This window comes from Psychrobacter sp. ENNN9_III, from assembly GCF_001462175.1.
Classification (GTDB): domain Bacteria; phylum Pseudomonadota; class Gammaproteobacteria; order Pseudomonadales; family Moraxellaceae; genus Psychrobacter.
Genome location: NZ_LNUO01000091.1, coordinates 1 through 15,342, shown reverse-complemented (window position 1 = coordinate 15,342; position 15,342 = coordinate 1). Strand labels below are relative to the sequence as shown.

Here is a 15,342-nt window from a genome sequence, read left to right as displayed (position 1 = left end):
TAGTGAAATATTCAAATCAATGAGCTAAGTTTTTATGACAATCCGTCCCCAGTCACGCCGTGTTCCTTTAGATAATAAGCCTCCTATCAAAAAAAGGGAGCGGCGGGCGTTACTATGGGATATTCTCAAAAAACTGGCGGTATTCGCAAGGCCTTATCGCTTACTTATCGCAGCCACGCTGATCTTGACCGTACTTGGTTCGTTCACCGCACAAGTCAATGCCTTTGTGCTGCGTTATGCTGTCGACACTTTGACTGAGATTGCGACCCTCGCTGAGCCTTGGCAGGCAGGTCTGCGTATGCTTGGCATTATCAGTGCGGTACTACTGACCAAAGAGATACTGTCAATATTTATCTCATTCGGGCAGCGTTTTTTTGGCGAGAAGATTCGCATCAATCTATCGCGTGATTTATCACAAAAGATTATCGAGCGCATTTTGACTTATCGCATGGCGTTTTATACCAGTAGTGAAAACGATAGCGGTAAACTACAAACTCGTATTGATTGGGGCGTGAGCAGCCTGACAAGCTTGGTGCAAAACTTTTTTATCGACATGTTGCCGCTGTTTGCTAGTGCCATCGTCTCGCTGATTATTATGTTTTTGACCAATGTATGGATTGGTTTGGTTGGGCTGGTTATTATCCCCATTTATTTCTTTATCAGTCAAAAACAAGCCAAACGTCTACAAGGTTTTCGTAGACAGATGCGCAGCTTTCGAGAGGCCAAAAGCGGGTTGGTTATCTCGCTTATCAATTCAATTAGCGTGGTCAAATCCTTTGTCCGTGAACCTATTGAAGCCCAAAAACACCTAAAAATTCAAAAAGATATGACCGATAATCAGCTGCGTATTCGCAGTATTGGCTTTATCTATGATGCGATTAAGACTTTTATTGAGCAGATTGGCGTAGTGGTCATTATTTTACTGACATCTTATTTTGTATTGCAAGGTCAGATGACTATCGGCATGGTCTTGTTTCATGTACTGCTGTTTCAGAACGTCGCTGCCCCTATCCGTCAATTGCATCGCATTTATGATCAGATCAATAACGCGCTCACTTATGCAGAAGGATTTTTTGAGATACTAGAGGATGACAAACAAGTTGAAAATGTCACAGGTATGAGCACCAAAGACTTAAAAGGTCATATAAAGCTTAAAAACGTTGACTTTACTTATCCTAACGGCACACAGGCGCTAAAGGATGTCAGCTTCGACATCCGCCCCAATCGCATTACTGCGCTGGTAGGTCTCTCTGGTGCAGGTAAGAGTACTATCATCAGCTTATTGGTAAAATTTTATGAGCCAGATTCAGGCAAGATATTGCTAGATGGTCATGACCTAAAAGACTGTGATACGCATGAGCTGCGCCAGCGTATTGGTTTGGTGTTACAAAGCAACCATATATTCTCAGGCACTATTAGTGAAAACATTCGTTATGGCAATATGAATGCCACTATGGATGACATTATAGTCGCAGCCAAAAAAGCCTCAATTCATGAGCAAGTCATTAAACTTGCAGACGGTTATGAGAGTACGGCCAAATCTCTATCGGGTGGTCAGCAGCAGCGTATTGCGCTGGCACGTATGTTTCTAAAAGATCCACCGATTGTGTTCTTAGATGAACCAACCGCCAGCCTGGATGCGATCGCCAGTCAACAGGTCAAAAAAAGCTTGGGTCAACAGGTCAAAAAAAGCTTGGATCTTATCAAAAAAGACCGTACGGTGATTATGGTCTCGCACAATATCGCACAGATTATTGACGCCGATGATTTGGTGGTGATAGAAAACGGCCAAGTGGTTGAGACTGGGACGCATGAAGCGCTGTATGATAAAGGTGGTAAGTATTACGAGATATTTAGTGCCATGTCGGATAGTTTAAACTTGGACAAAATTAGTCAAACACTACAGGGTTAAGTCTATATAATGTTAGATTATTTTAAAGTATATTGAGAAAAAAATGCTAACGAATTCAGTAAGTGCAATAAAGCTTCAACAAAAAACCGTGATGATGTGTGTCGCTGTGCCACAAATCATGGCCTCTAGAATGTGGATGCTTGCCACCTCTCCTATGAACCCCAAACTGCAACAGACAGAAATACTTTCTATGGTTGAAGAAAAGCAAAAAGCTTTTGTAGATTCTATGAGTGATATAAATTTACAAATTCTGTCCTCACAATCGTTATTATTCAATAAGTGGCTAAGCAATTGTCAAAGCTTTATGTTGGGACATCACAATGCTTTTAATAACTTCGATAATGACATCGATGAAGAAACGATTAAAATCTTGGATAAGGGCATTAGTCCTTATGCAAAGACCGTACAAGTAAATCAAAAACGTCTGAAACGTTAAGAACCATAAGTTATGACCTGTGAATTTTCTATAAAAACCTTTGATGAGCTGACCTCAGTTGACCTCTATCATATTTTAAAGGCCCGCTCGCAAGTATTCGTTGTCGAGCAACACTGTGCTTACCAAGATATGGATGAGGTAGACTTTGATTGCTTGCATCTGATCGCTCATAAAGATGAAGCGCTGGTCGGTTATTGTCGCATCATTGGACCTAAATTTAATCCCAAAAAATCTTTAGAAAAACTCAGCCTACTCAATGCCTTCCATCGGAAGGGTATTGGTATTAAGCGATCATCGAGGCTATGGCTTGGCACGACAAATCATGACGCATGCCATTAAGTATTGCCGTAAAAAGTACGACAAAAAACCAATTATTATCTCAGCACAGACCTATTTGCTTAGCTTTTATGAATCATTGGGGTTTGTCCCTGAAGGCCCTGTGTATCTTGAAGACAATATCGAACATATCACCATGGTCTTACCCATTTTAAAAAAGGGTAAAGCAAAATCTCAGAAATCAGCTGGCTCTGAAAGCTCAGGGTTTGTCACCAAATTGTTGAGTTTTTTGCTTTTAGTATTGAGCCTTTTGTTCATCGCAGGCTTAATCTACTTGATGACTTAAGCGGCTGACTTGATGTGATAAAATTGACGCAATCATGAGATCTTACGTATAAAGCCTCAAACGATAAAGTTCTTTTACACGACTTCACTGTTGTTCTATATTGATTGTGCTACTTTTGAGTCATGACTATGATTGTAAAACTGAAGATACTGATAAACGGTTAATAGTCAAAAAATCATCTGACTCAAGGAAGAGGTAACGACTATGTCTAATGTAGAAAGCAATGTCCGTCCAGAATATGATGACGAGATTCAAAAAATAGCCGATTATGTTCTCAACTACTCTATCGACGACTCTCCAAATAGCGCCGATGCTTGGACGACTGCACGCCACTGTCTAATGGATACGCTAGGCTGTGGCCTGCTCGCACTACGTTTTCCTGAATGTACCAAGCATCTAGGGCCTGAATGCATCGATCAGATAACGCCTAATGGCGCGCGCGTCCCTGGCACTTCCCACAGGCTTGACCCCATCAAAGCTGCTTTTGATATTGGCTGTATGGTGCGCTGGCTTGACTATAATGATACGTGGCTTGCCGCTGAATGGGGCCACCCCTCAGACAACTTAGGCAGTATCTTGGCAGTAGCCGACTATATTAGTCAGCAAAACGTCAGTAAAGGTCGCGCAGCGCTTACCATGAAAGATGTGCTTGAAGCCATGATTATGGCGCATGAAATTCAAGGCGTCATGGCGCTTGAAAACTCATTTAACCGCGTGGGTCTTGACCATGTATTCTTAGTCAAACTCGCATCAACCGCTGTCGTTGCCAAGTTATATGACCTACCACGCGAGCGTATTATGGCGGCTATCTCCCAAGCCCTTGTCGATGGTCAAGCGCTACGTACCTATCGTCATGCACCCAATGCTGGTAGCCGTAAGTCATGGGCGGCAGGTGACGCAACCAGCCGTGCTGTACGTTTGGTCGATATCACGCGTCGCGGTGAGATGGGTATCCCTGGTGCGTTAACTGCGCCGCAATGGGGATTTTATGATGTATTATTTAGTCATACCAATAAAGATCTCGCGCTCAAGCCTGAAGATGAGCGTCGCTTTAGATTCCAGCGTGACTTTGGCACTTATGTGATGGAAAACATTTTATTTAAGATAAGCTTCCCCGCTGAATTCCATGCACAAACCGCCTGTGAAGCAGCAGTCATCCTGCATCCACGCATCGAAGATAGAATTAATGATATTGAAAAAATCGTCCTGACCACGCATGACTCGGCGATTCGAATTATCTCAAAAGAAGGCGCACTTGCCAATCCTGCCGATCGTGATCACTGCCTGCAATATATGGTTGCCGTTCCTTTACTAACCGGCGATCTCATGGCAGAAAACTATGAAGACGACTATCATGAGCAACATCTATCCATCGATGAGCTGCGTAGCAAAATGGTGGTAGAAGAAGACGCGCGCTACTCAGCAGACTATCATGACCCAAGCAAACGCTCTATTGCCAATGCTATTCAAATATTTTTTAAAGATGGCACCAGTACCGATAAAGTCGCTGTGGAATACCCGATCGGTCACAAACGCCGCCGTGAAGAAGGCATCCCTGTGTTAGAAGCAAAGTTTCGAGCCAGTCTGGCTACCCGTTTTATCGAGAGTCGGTGTGACGAGATTGTTGCGCTATGCGATGACCAAGCTCAATTAGAGCAAACGCCTGTCAATGAGTTTATGGACTTATTTGTCAATGAGTTTATGGACTTATTTGTCATTAATTAGACGATGATTAATTGACTTTTTCAAGTCCTACTTTACCAAGGAATTGACTCCCCTGCCCAGTCGACAAAACTCCCAGATTGGGCAGCAGTCATGTTTGACAGCACCTCCAATAGACATTCTGCACTATAGGCTGGCGAGAATAACCGCCCATCTGCGACATTACTTTGAAATGGTGCCGACAATTGCGTGTTAACTGTCCCCGGCTGCATGACCACTATACAGACGTCTTTTAATGAGCGTCCCCATTCTATGCTTAGGTTTTTCATACCCATATTTAGCGCAGCCTTACTCATTCTATAGCTGTACCAACCGCCAAGCCTATTATCACTAATACTGCCCACACGCGCTGATATGGTCGAGAAAATCGCAGGTTTATCAGTACTACGCTTGGATTTAGCAAGTAGCGGTCTGATATGCTTGGCTATCAGTAACCCTGCTAACGCGTTGATTTGCATATTTTGTAAGAAAAATTCCGTTTCAACTTGTCGGAGTGCTTTCTCGGGCTGTGATTTTTCAGTATGTAGCAGCCCCACACAGTTAATCACCCAATCAAGATGCGTGCTCTGCTGCTTAATATTGTCAGCGGCTTGTTTGATGCTGCTCTCATCGCTGACATCCATTTGTAGCCAGTGCAGATTATCCGCTTCAAAGTTAGGAACGCTTTTATGGTAAGTGGCGAAGACCTTAATGCGAGTGCTATCGTCGTCTTTGTTGCCTTGCTCACTAGCAGTCGCTTGTACCAGCTGCTCAACCATCGCTTGACCAATGCCGCCAGTCCCACCGATGATAAGATAGATTTTATTGTCCATATGGCACCTTCCTTTGCAATTTCAATATTCTTCTTTAACGTCAATTAGGACGAACGCTATTGCTGACTTTAAAATAGCACAATGCATGGCAGATAATTATAGAAAATTTATTAATAGCTAAGCACAGGCCAAGTTCGATATATTCCAAGGCACAGATATTATCTATTTTTGATCAAAGACGCATGGATTAAGTCTGGTTAATGCTAAATAATAATCTTGCCAAATGCGCTACAATACGCTTGAATCATTATTCTATCTGCAAGACCTAATATTTGTTTTACTGACACGGATATCTCCCCATCATGCTATCACCACAAGACCAATTAACTGAGCTGGTACGTACGCTTGAGACCGAGCAGCATGTCTTCACAACTGATCCTTTATTGGTGACCGAAAAACTACAGGTAGAAGACGGTAAGCCTATTCAAAAGCTACATCGTCGAGCTTCGCGTATCGACAGCAATGGCAATCTTGCACGGGTGCTAGGGAAAATCGACGGCCGTATCAAAGGCATCATGATGGTCATGAGCATTGTCTGGTGCGTATCAGGATTTTTGGGTTTATTTACCTTATTGCAGACCAACGTGGTCAATTTTTTCTATGTGTTGGTTTGCCTGCTGGGTTTTCATACACTGATGCTGGGTGGCTGGCTGGTTATGACACTGATTAATCAAGGTCGTCAGTCTCCTAGTTGGTTTGCAAACTTTGTCAGTCCCAGCTATCTGATACGTGGTAAGGACGATGTCACTAAGGCGGCAGTCGAATTGTACGAGCGTCAATTGCAGCACAGCGGTATGCGTTGGTATCTAGGTCGCTTCAGTCATCAATTGTGGCTGGCAACGTTGACAGGAATGATGTTTGCGATTATTTTTTTATTAATTGTGCGTCAGTATAGTTTTAGCTGGGAGTCGACGTTATTATCAGATCAGGCGCTGATTAGCTTAACCCAAGTGCTTGGCTGGCTACCAAGTATGGTTGGCTTCGATGTGCCGGACAATGCTGCTATTGTGCAGAGCCGACTCGTAACAGATACCATGCCATTATCTGTCGCGCGGCAATGGGCAAGCTTGTTAATTGGTAGCCTCATTATGTATGGTATCGTCCCACGTGCGATCGCTTGGGCATTTTGTGCGCTAATGTTTCGCCGCAAAAAAATGCGCTTGGATATCAAGCTCCCCTATTATCAAAAGATTATTAACTTTTGGCAGCGTCAAGTAGTAGATGCTGATGATTTCAATGAAGCACCAGCACCGGTAGCACCAAAGGCGAGCGTTAGTGCTGGCAAAAAACTAGTTGCACTACTTGAGTATCCATCAGAGCAGGATAACTGGTGGCAGATAGGTCTTAACGATACTAATAGTGATAGTGAGGTTGAAAATTTCGGTATCGTTGATGACCGTGATGATATGGAGCGCCTAACGACTTATTTAGATAAAAATCCAGTACAAGTATTGCTAGGTATTCATAGTCAGGCATTGCCAGATCGCGGCACCCTGCGTAAGCTTGACCGCATTGCTACTCATGCAAAACATGGTCTCATCGTTCAATTATTAAACAATAATAAGACATCAAAACTTGTAGCGGCTACTAATCCAAAATCGCCTCAGGCTATCCGTTATCAACAATGGCAAACGGCATTAGCCGCACGTAATATTGGCTTGGTAGAGAGTCTTTCATAGTGGTTCATTATGAGGTGCTACTGGTATAAACTTTTCTGGCTTACTGTGCCTGCGCAGATAGATACTGCAAAAAATCCATACCAGCAGCCCTTTACCATTTTGTATAAGACTACTGTAGATGACGCATGCGTTCACAAGCAATGCTGCTTTTATAAGGCGTCAAGCTTATATTAAAGAGTCAAGGATGACCAAAATGGCAGATGTGCGGTAGGATGTTATGGCAATGACAGATAATAATAGTAACGGTCTAATAAGTTTAGGCAAGTACGGGCAGACCTTAGATGCTTACAAAGAGACACTCAATCAGAGTATCTTAGCCATCGCACCTGAGTCTTGGCAGCCCATGCTGGCGAGTATCTTACCTGCACATTGGCAAGAGTGGCTATTGCCGCTGGCAGGTGGACCGTTTTTCTTACTGTTTTTAGCGGAATGGTTTTATCAATCTAAGCGTGGGCGTGGTTCTGCCTTTGGTTGGCGTCGTGCCATGACCAACTTTAGCTTAGGCGGCTCTTATTTAGGTTTTGAGCTGGTCATACAAGTACTTGTCGTGCTGCCTATTTGCTTGTGGTTGTATCAATATCGCTTGTTTACCATTGAAGTCACATGGTTGACGGCAATCCCTATATTTATTGCGGTCGAGTTCTGCTATTACTGGTTTCATCGTAGCTCACATCGAGTCAATTGGTTTTGGTCGGCGCATGTGGTACATCATTCTGACGATCAAATGAACTTATCAACGGCTATGCGCCAAAGTTTATTGTACTCAGTTACAGGTTGGTGGTTGTTCTTTGTCCCGCTGATGCTACTTGGCGTCCATCCAGTTTGGGTTTTCTTCTTCTACGCACTTGATCTGATTTATCAATTCTTTATTCATACTGAAACCGTCGGTAAATTCCCTAGATGGATTGAATATATTTTTGATACTCCCTCCAATCACCGTGCGCATCATGGTACCAATAGCGACTATATCGACCAAAACTATGGTGGCGTTATCATTCTTTTTGATCGTTGGTTTGGCACATATGTGGAAGAAGATACGGTTAATAACCCAGTGAAATATGGCGCAGTAGGCGTGACCAGTCACGATAATATTATCAGCCTAATATTTGGCGTCTTTTACCGTATGTGGCAACGTCTCTTTCGGGCTAAAGGGTTAAAGAACAAGCTTAAAGTCTTGTTTCGTCCACCTAGTGCCATTTAAAATTGACTGATTAGCAATAACATCGCGTATATAGACCATATAAGAGCGTTTGGTTACAATGGCTTATAGATGAGGATATATCTGTATGAAAAAGAGTGTTTTTTTATACAGTATTTGCCAAATCGACAGTTAAGAGGAGGTTGGACATGAAAAATGATAAGAAAGTAACGCTAGAAGATTATCGAGGAATAATAAAAGATGGTGATATATCCGTGCATCTTACTCGAGATCAAAAAGCGATGATCTTAAAAACGTATGATTACGGATTAAATGAGCTAACTGAGATTGATGAGATGTTATTAAGTGCTGTTATCCGACAACTGAAAGCCGCAATCGACCAATAATATTCAACATAAGATCCTATCATGAATAATAACAATAATAATTCTGACAGTCAGACGAAGAGCCTTTTTGCGGACAAGGCTTATGATGCGTCTAATTCGTCTAGCAAACCTATTGAGGGTACGCCTCCTATTGATATCAGTAAAGAGCAGAATGTGAGTAATACTGGACAGTCTACTACGGATAGCAGCCTAACCAATTCATCGATTTTATCAACGTCACCAACTGAAGACGCTACTAAAACAACCAGTAAAACCACAATCGCCAGTGACGAGCCATTAAAATTGGCCGTCGTTGGTCATACCAATACAGGTAAGACCTCCATACTGCGCACCTTACTGCGTGATGTCTATTTTGGTGAAGTAAAAAAATGAGGCGGCGACTACTCGTCATGTGGAACGCGCTCAACTAACGGATAGTCAAACAGGTGAAGTGCTGGTCACCTTATACGATACACCGGGTTTGGAAGATGCGTCTGGTCTGATGGATTGGCTCGAGGACAATACTGCCAGTCGCCGCGATGGAATTGAGCGCTTACAGCAATTTTTGGCAGCAGACATTGCACAAAGTGACGATGCGTTAGGTAGCAGTGAGGATTATAGCCAAGAGGCTAAAGTTATTCGCCAGCTGCTGGCAAGTGATATGGCCATTTATGTGGTCGATGCGCGTGAGCCTGTGCTTGGTAAATATAAAGATGAGTTAACCGTTTTGTCGTGGGCAGCGATTCCGGTTATGCCCGTATTTAACTTTACTGATAGCCAAGAGGCTAATATTGATGAATGGCAAACCATGCTGGCACGGCGTAATTTGCATATATCCACCCGTTTTGATTCTGTGGCTTTTGAATTTGCCGATGAAATGCGACTTTGGCAGAATTTAGCCACCATGCTCACCCATGCTGAAATGCTTGAGCAATTGATGCAACGCCGGACTGAAAATTGGGCACGTCTGTACGATGAGGCCAATATCATCATTGCGGATTTTTTATTAAATGTCGCCGCCTTCGTCCAAGAAATTAATGAAGATGATGACCCGATGCCTGTGTTGCAGCAGATGCAAGAAGCCGTTCGCCAAAGCGAGCGTAGCATGCAGAATAAGTTATTAAATCTTTATAAATTTTACGATAATGCTGTGGCAGCGACCCCACTTGAGTTGCAAGCTTATCAACAAGACCCCTTTGATCCTGAGTTGCTTAAAAGTTATGGTATTCGTACGACTTCTGGTGCGGCGGCTGGCGCGTTATTGGGATTGGGTATTGATGCGGCAGCGTTGGGTACGACTTTAGGATTGGGTGCTGCGATAGGTGGTATAGCAGGTGGGCTATTATCTAATACGGGTAGTATCGCGGACAAGCTATCCGGTGTGAAGCGTTTGTACATTGACCCCGCTACCCTAACCCTCCTTGCTACCCGTGCTATGGACTTACTAGTTGCTGTGCGTCATCGCGGTCATGCTGCCACTGATGCGACGCAGCTCCTGTATGCAAAAGAGAAAATAACAACTGATAACGATGATGAACTGATTGATGATGAAAGCAACCCGGTTACCCCTTGGCCGACCCACAAACTACCAAGTGAGCTAAAAAAAAGCCCGTGGCAAGCCGCAATGGTCATCACTCAGTAGTGGCAAGTCTGAGCAGGCACAAAGTTTGCGTATGGATGCTGCATGGTCACTTTCAACTAAATTGCAAGCGCGCAGTGCGGATAACTTGCAAATGAACTAGGTCAATAGCGCACTTAATGCTTCACTACCACGTACGTCTGTCTGCTGTAAATAAATGGGATAGATTGGATAGTCTGTGAAATTACTTTCTATCCCTTTCATCAATCCTTGTTGTCTATCCGCACGTGTACGCCAAAACTCATCGGTTTGCGTAGGCGTTATCAGCTGATTGACCACGATTGCCGCTGGCGTGAGTTTGGTTTCTTCTAACTGCCCGATGGCACGCTTCGTTTCAGCTAATGGCAGTACATCAGCAGTCATCACCAATACAATCGCCGCTTGCTTACGATCATGTAGTAGCAACCCTGCTTCACGGAACAGCTGCTTGCGTTTTTCTAGGACGGATACTGCCTGCTCCCAGCGATCTGGTTTTTGCTTGGCAAAGGGATTTGAGACGTTGTCTTTGTTATTGTCATTGCTATCTAAATCCAAATTTGTTGCCGCCGAGCGTAACTTAGACTGCCGCCGCTGCTGGGCTAACAATCCATCCGTCCACGCTCCCATCATCTCTGGCAATACTAATAAACGCAAGGTATGCCCAGTTGGAGCGGTATCAAAAATGATATGCTCGTACCTTTTATCCGCGTCAACATCCGCTGCCGCCACCAAATGCTGACACATTGACTCGAGCATGGCCGCCTCTTGTGCTCCTGGTGCAGATTTTGACAGACGTAGATGCTCACGAATCTTGGGCATCATGTCAGGATTGGCATAACCTTTAATGGTACGTTCGACCTGCGCAAAATGGTTATCAACGATAATATCTGGATTGAGCTCAAGCGCATCAAGATAAGGAGTGACTGCTGTCTTCTCATTACTGAGCGCTACATTTAATACATCGCCCAAGCTATGCGCTGGATCAGTCGAGATAATGAGCGTCTTTTTTTGCTGAGTCGCGTAATGGCTGGCAAGTGCGGCGGCTGTCGTTGTTTTACCAACACCACCTTTACCACCAACAAATATAATCGGTTGAGCAGCTAGCTGGGTGACCAATGCTGTTAAAGGTTGTAAGGCCATAATTCTTTCCCATTTTCTGTTCGTATTTTTTTGCTTATAGTTATTTCTGACAATCTAATTAGTCACCCAACTAGCAACAACCAACATGGTCAAAGGGACACTTCTCCATACCCATTCGTGTATGCCATTCATGGAAGTTTTCTAAAAACAGTGGTTGCAGCTCAAGCGTATAAAAGCTGGCTGGGTTATCAATGCCGAGGCTCTCCGCAAACATCATTAGCATAAACAAGTCTTCTTCATCGCGTGCAGCGCGTGCCATTGTTTGCCGATATGGTGCATGGTAGAACTCATTAAGTCCTGCTAGGAATCTTTGCCACAAAGGCTGGTCGTTTTTTATGTCACCCATAGTTTTGCCTTAATTTTAAGAACTCACTTATTAGATAATATCATTAAGTGGTGGGTTACGCTGCGCCAACCACAACCTACAATACAATATCTCAGAACATAAAAACGCCAGCAATTGCTAGCGTTTTTGTTCTGCTCAAATATTTGATTTAATTAAGTCTCATTTTTACCTTTATGCTGCGACCACTCACGGCGCAGTACCGAAAAGCTCTCAAAAGTAACCAAAATCGTTGCAACCATAATAATGATATCCATGATAATGAGCAACCAATTGCCATCGGTATAGAAGGTTTTGAGCTGGATTAACAATGCAAAAACCGTCATTACTAGTAAGAACGACAGTGGCGCTAAAGTGTACCAAACCGCCTTTCCATTACGTAACAAGATAACGGTTACGATCATGAGCGTTAATGCTGCCATCAATTGGTTAGTGGTACCAAATAGTGGCCAAATAATCATGCCGCCTTCACCACCAATACCGCCCGCACCAAATGCTAATAATAGACAGGATCCGACTGCTAGCAAGGTAGCGACCACACTTTTATTCAAAATAGGAAGGTTATAAAACTCACCAAATTCTTGGAAAATGTAGCGCTGAAGACGAACGCCAGTATCCATTGTCGTACCAGCAAATAATGCTGCCATTACCGTAAGCATCGTCTGTGACAATACTATATCTATACCGACACCGGCATTAAGTATAGCCGCGCCGCCATCAATGAATGCCCCAACCGAGCCGTCACCGAATTTTTGATAAACTGCTTGCCAATCACCAAAGGTCGCAAAACCTGCGGTGGCAGCAAGAATAGCCCCTAATGCCAGCATGCCTTCGCCAAGTGCGCCAAAGTAACCCACAAAACGCGCGTCTTCTTCCTTGTCGATTTGCTTAGAGGTCGTCCCTGTCGCGACCAAGCCATGAAATCCTGAAATAGCACCACAAGCGATAGTCACAAAGAGTAATGGCATGATTGACGGGGTACCCATCGGTAGATCGGTATTGACTGCTGGCGCGACAATATTAGGTGTTGAAATAAAGATAGCCGCATACAATAGAATCAAACCCACAAATAATTGCAATCCATTAATATAATCACGGGGCTGTAATAGCATCCATACGGGTAATAACGAAGCAATGGCAGCATAGCTAAATAAAATGATAATCCAAACGGCATTGTCTGGCAGTCCAAACACAGTCTCAGGTAATACGATTGGGAACATAGGACCGAGATAGATAAGGGTGTATAGTGCAACAACCCCAATTACCGAAACCCAGCCCAAGCTCATCTGATAGCGATAGATACATTGCCCAATAATAAATGCGACAACTAGTGCTCCCCACACTGGCAAGACAGCTGACGGTGTTTTTATGAGCATATTGGCAATAGCCACACCAAATACGGCATTAACCATTAGCAACAGTAAAAATATCACAACCATCATCAGACTGCGTACGCGTGTACCCATGACCGTACCAGCGATAGAGCCGATAGACTGACCACGATTACGCATACTTGCCCAAATGGCCGACATATCATGAACACCAGCCATAAATATCGTCCCAAACACGACCCAAAGCACAGCTGGTACCCAGCCCCAAATAACTGCGATGGCAGGACCGATGATAGGTGCTGCACCTGCGACAGAGGTGAAGTGATGTCCCCATAGTACATATTTATTGGTAGGTACATAATCTATCCCATCTTTCATCGTATGGGCTGGCGTGGGACGACTATTATCTAACGCCAAGATCTTGGTCGCGATAAATTTCGAATAAAACACATAGCCGCAAAGCATTGCAGCGATTCCAAATATCAATACAATAGCACTATTCATTTTATCTCTCCCTAGATAAGGTAGGAGGATGCAAATTGCATATCCCCCTACCTTTTTTGATCTTATGGTTCTTAATCCTAATTAAGCCTGTCCGACCTAAAGTGTAACGATTAGTATATTTGTTACACAGTAGTATAAACGTAGTCTTAATACAGTTTAGGCAGTGATAGTTGTTAAAATGCAGGCCATACTTCACTTTCGCTACAGTTGCATACAAACGTTATGGCGTTATTTTATTGGTTTAAGATGTTCTCATATAAATATTTGATTATACTGACGCTGGATATGATAAAACACTCAAGAGGAATAAAATGACATACTACTTTGGATTTGTACCATCAGATAAATTAAACAACATGATTAATGAGGCTGAGCGTATCATCATATCAGGCGAAAAAATAGCTTATTATCCCTATCGCAATGATCTCACCCAGCAAATTGCGCGCGAGCTAAACGACAACTTATTGGTTAGCTTGATAGATGTCATTCCAAACCCTGACCGCCAAGTAGCGATGCGCAAAATTGTAAATACTATCGAACGCGCGACAGAGACACTACTCAACGTCCTACTTGGTAAAGACGAAAACAAGAATGTCCTACCAAGTTTTAACTTTTTAAAAGATCAGACGATGTTTATAGATAATGAAGGTACTCGCCGTATTGGTTTTGAATTACCGAAATCTTCTGCAGATACTATCATAGACGGGTTTGATGCGATTACGCCTGACAATGTCGATAAAGACAGATTTAAAACAGCTCTTGAAACCATGAATGAAGAAGCGCTTACGCATTTTATTACTCGATTTACTGAAACGCTTAAGCTTGGCATGATTAAACGCAATTCTATACCGGTCGCCAAAGCAGGTATTGATAAGGGTATGGGTATGGCCCTAAATAAACTATTGCCGCAGCTACCCGATGCTGGATTAAATCGTTTGGCTCGTTTTTACCGTCCTTTTCTTATAAAGATGATTGTCTCCTCGAATAACGAGCAGGAAAAATAAAAAATTGTATTTTAAAACGATAACTCGTTGGGAAAAATAGCGAAAACTTGCTAAAATAAGCAGCACTTTTCATTGAAGGCGCCACTCATGACCCAAATCAGTAACCAAGAAATTGAAAAAACCCTGCGCAACTCAGAGTGCCTTATTAGTAGTATCGAAGTAGCCGCCGCCTATGAGCGCCTTGCTGCCCAGCTCAATCTTCATTATGCTGGCCTAAATCCGATCGTTATGGTAGTTATGAATGGTGGACTGATTCCAGCTGGTCAACTACTGACTCATCTAACATTTTATCATCGTATGCATTATATTCATGCCTCACGTTATCGTAGTAATGAAGGTACCAACGATCTTGATTGGAAATTTAAGCCTGATGTGAGTCTTGAAGGTGAACACGTATTACTAATTGATGATATTTTTGACGAAGGTATTACTCTAAAAGCAATCGTAGAAGAGCTAGGTAAAGAAAAGCCACTTTCTATCGAGTCTTGTGTACTACTTAATAAAGAACATGATCGAAAAGTCGCCGATTTTGATGTAGATTTTGTCGGTATTAATGTCGCTGATCGTTATGTTTATGGCTGCGGTATGGATTTTCATGGTTACTTGCGTCATCTGCCAGGAATTTACGCTATTAAAGAAGACAAACTATAATATCGAATTTTAAATATCCCGTATAGAAAAGCATCCGATTTGGA

Annotated in this window: 14 protein-coding genes and 1 pseudogene; 11 read left to right on the top strand and 4 right to left on the bottom strand. The window is 43.1% G+C overall.

Going from position 1 to position 15,342, the window contains the following annotated elements; translation table 11 throughout:
- The first annotated feature begins 34 nt into the window (after positions 1-34).
- The 5 genes from PENNN9_RS05835 to PENNN9_RS05820 all read left to right on the top strand — a co-directional run bounded on the left by PENNN9_RS05835 (position 35) and on the right by PENNN9_RS05820 (position 4,695).
- Complete coding sequence (locus PENNN9_RS05835) at positions 35-1,912, top strand: ABC transporter ATP-binding protein (protein ID WP_058368776.1); 1,878 nt, start codon at positions 35-37, stop codon at positions 1,910-1,912.
- Between the two features lie 43 nt (positions 1,913-1,955).
- Positions 1,956-2,348 (top strand): hypothetical protein, encoded by a 393-nt coding sequence (locus PENNN9_RS05830; protein WP_058368775.1) that lies wholly within the window; start codon positions 1,956-1,958, stop codon positions 2,346-2,348.
- 12 nt (positions 2,349-2,360) lie between these two features.
- Complete coding sequence (locus PENNN9_RS13050) at positions 2,361-2,687, top strand: GNAT family N-acetyltransferase (RefSeq protein WP_227511743.1); 327 nt, start codon at positions 2,361-2,363, stop codon at positions 2,685-2,687.
- Positions 2,671-2,970 (top strand): GNAT family N-acetyltransferase, encoded by a 300-nt coding sequence (locus tag PENNN9_RS13045; protein ID WP_264752912.1) that lies wholly within the window; start codon positions 2,671-2,673, stop codon positions 2,968-2,970. The genes PENNN9_RS13050 and PENNN9_RS13045 overlap by 17 nt, the downstream gene beginning before the upstream one ends.
- Positions 2,971-3,174: 204 nt before the next feature.
- A complete protein-coding gene (locus PENNN9_RS05820; RefSeq protein WP_058368774.1) occupies positions 3,175-4,695 on the top strand; it encodes a bifunctional 2-methylcitrate dehydratase/aconitate hydratase in 1,521 nt (506 codons plus the stop codon).
- Between the two features lie 32 nt (positions 4,696-4,727).
- Here the strand turns inward: PENNN9_RS05820 and PENNN9_RS05815 are convergent, their stop codons facing one another.
- Complete coding sequence (locus PENNN9_RS05815; RefSeq protein ID WP_058368773.1) at positions 4,728-5,504, bottom strand: SDR family oxidoreductase; 777 nt, start codon at positions 5,502-5,504, stop codon at positions 4,728-4,730.
- A gap of 302 nt (positions 5,505-5,806) precedes the next feature.
- Between PENNN9_RS05815 and PENNN9_RS05810 the strand changes: the two genes are divergently transcribed.
- The 4 genes and pseudogenes from PENNN9_RS05810 to PENNN9_RS05795 all read left to right on the top strand — a co-directional run bounded on the left by PENNN9_RS05810 (position 5,807) and on the right by PENNN9_RS05795 (position 10,449).
- Complete coding sequence (locus tag PENNN9_RS05810) at positions 5,807-7,183, top strand: DUF2868 domain-containing protein (RefSeq protein ID WP_058368772.1); 1,377 nt, start codon at positions 5,807-5,809, stop codon at positions 7,181-7,183.
- A 223-nt stretch (positions 7,184-7,406) separates the two neighbouring features.
- Positions 7,407-8,384: a sterol desaturase family protein gene (locus tag PENNN9_RS05805; protein WP_058368771.1), complete on the top strand. Its 978-nt coding sequence runs from the start codon at positions 7,407-7,409 to the stop codon at positions 8,382-8,384.
- Positions 8,385-8,530: 146 nt separating this feature from the next.
- Positions 8,531-8,728: a hypothetical protein gene (locus PENNN9_RS05800; protein WP_058368770.1), complete on the top strand. Its 198-nt coding sequence runs from the start codon at positions 8,531-8,533 to the stop codon at positions 8,726-8,728.
- Between the two features lie 111 nt (positions 8,729-8,839).
- Positions 8,840-10,449: pseudogene (locus PENNN9_RS05795) on the top strand (DUF3482 domain-containing protein).
- On the opposite strand, the gene PENNN9_RS05790 reads toward PENNN9_RS05795, so the two are convergent.
- The 3 genes from PENNN9_RS05790 to PENNN9_RS05780 form a co-directional block, all read right to left on the bottom strand.
- The gene (locus PENNN9_RS05790) at positions 10,446-11,465 is read right to left on the bottom strand and encodes an ArsA family ATPase (RefSeq protein WP_058368769.1); all 1,020 of its coding nucleotides are present in this window, start codon (positions 11,463-11,465) and stop codon (positions 10,446-10,448) included. The pseudogene PENNN9_RS05795 and the gene PENNN9_RS05790 overlap by 4 nt on opposite strands.
- A gap of 70 nt (positions 11,466-11,535) precedes the next feature.
- On the bottom strand, positions 11,536-11,811 hold the full coding sequence (locus tag PENNN9_RS05785) for a cory-CC-star protein (RefSeq protein WP_058368768.1): 276 nt from the start codon (positions 11,809-11,811) through the stop codon (positions 11,536-11,538).
- Between the two features lie 152 nt (positions 11,812-11,963).
- Positions 11,964-13,643, bottom strand: a complete 1,680-nt coding sequence (locus PENNN9_RS05780) for a carbon starvation protein A (RefSeq protein ID WP_058368767.1) — start codon at positions 13,641-13,643, stop codon at positions 11,964-11,966.
- A 311-nt stretch (positions 13,644-13,954) separates the two neighbouring features.
- Here PENNN9_RS05780 and PENNN9_RS05775 point away from each other — a divergent pair, with 311 nt between their 5' ends.
- Entirely contained in the window at positions 13,955-14,647 is a 693-nt protein-coding gene (locus PENNN9_RS05775; RefSeq protein WP_058368766.1) for a hypothetical protein, read from the top strand.
- Positions 14,648-14,734: 87 nt separating this feature from the next.
- Positions 14,735-15,298 (top strand): hypoxanthine-guanine phosphoribosyltransferase, encoded by a 564-nt coding sequence (locus PENNN9_RS05770; protein WP_058368765.1) that lies wholly within the window; start codon positions 14,735-14,737, stop codon positions 15,296-15,298.
- The last annotated feature ends 44 nt before the right edge of the window (positions 15,299-15,342 follow it).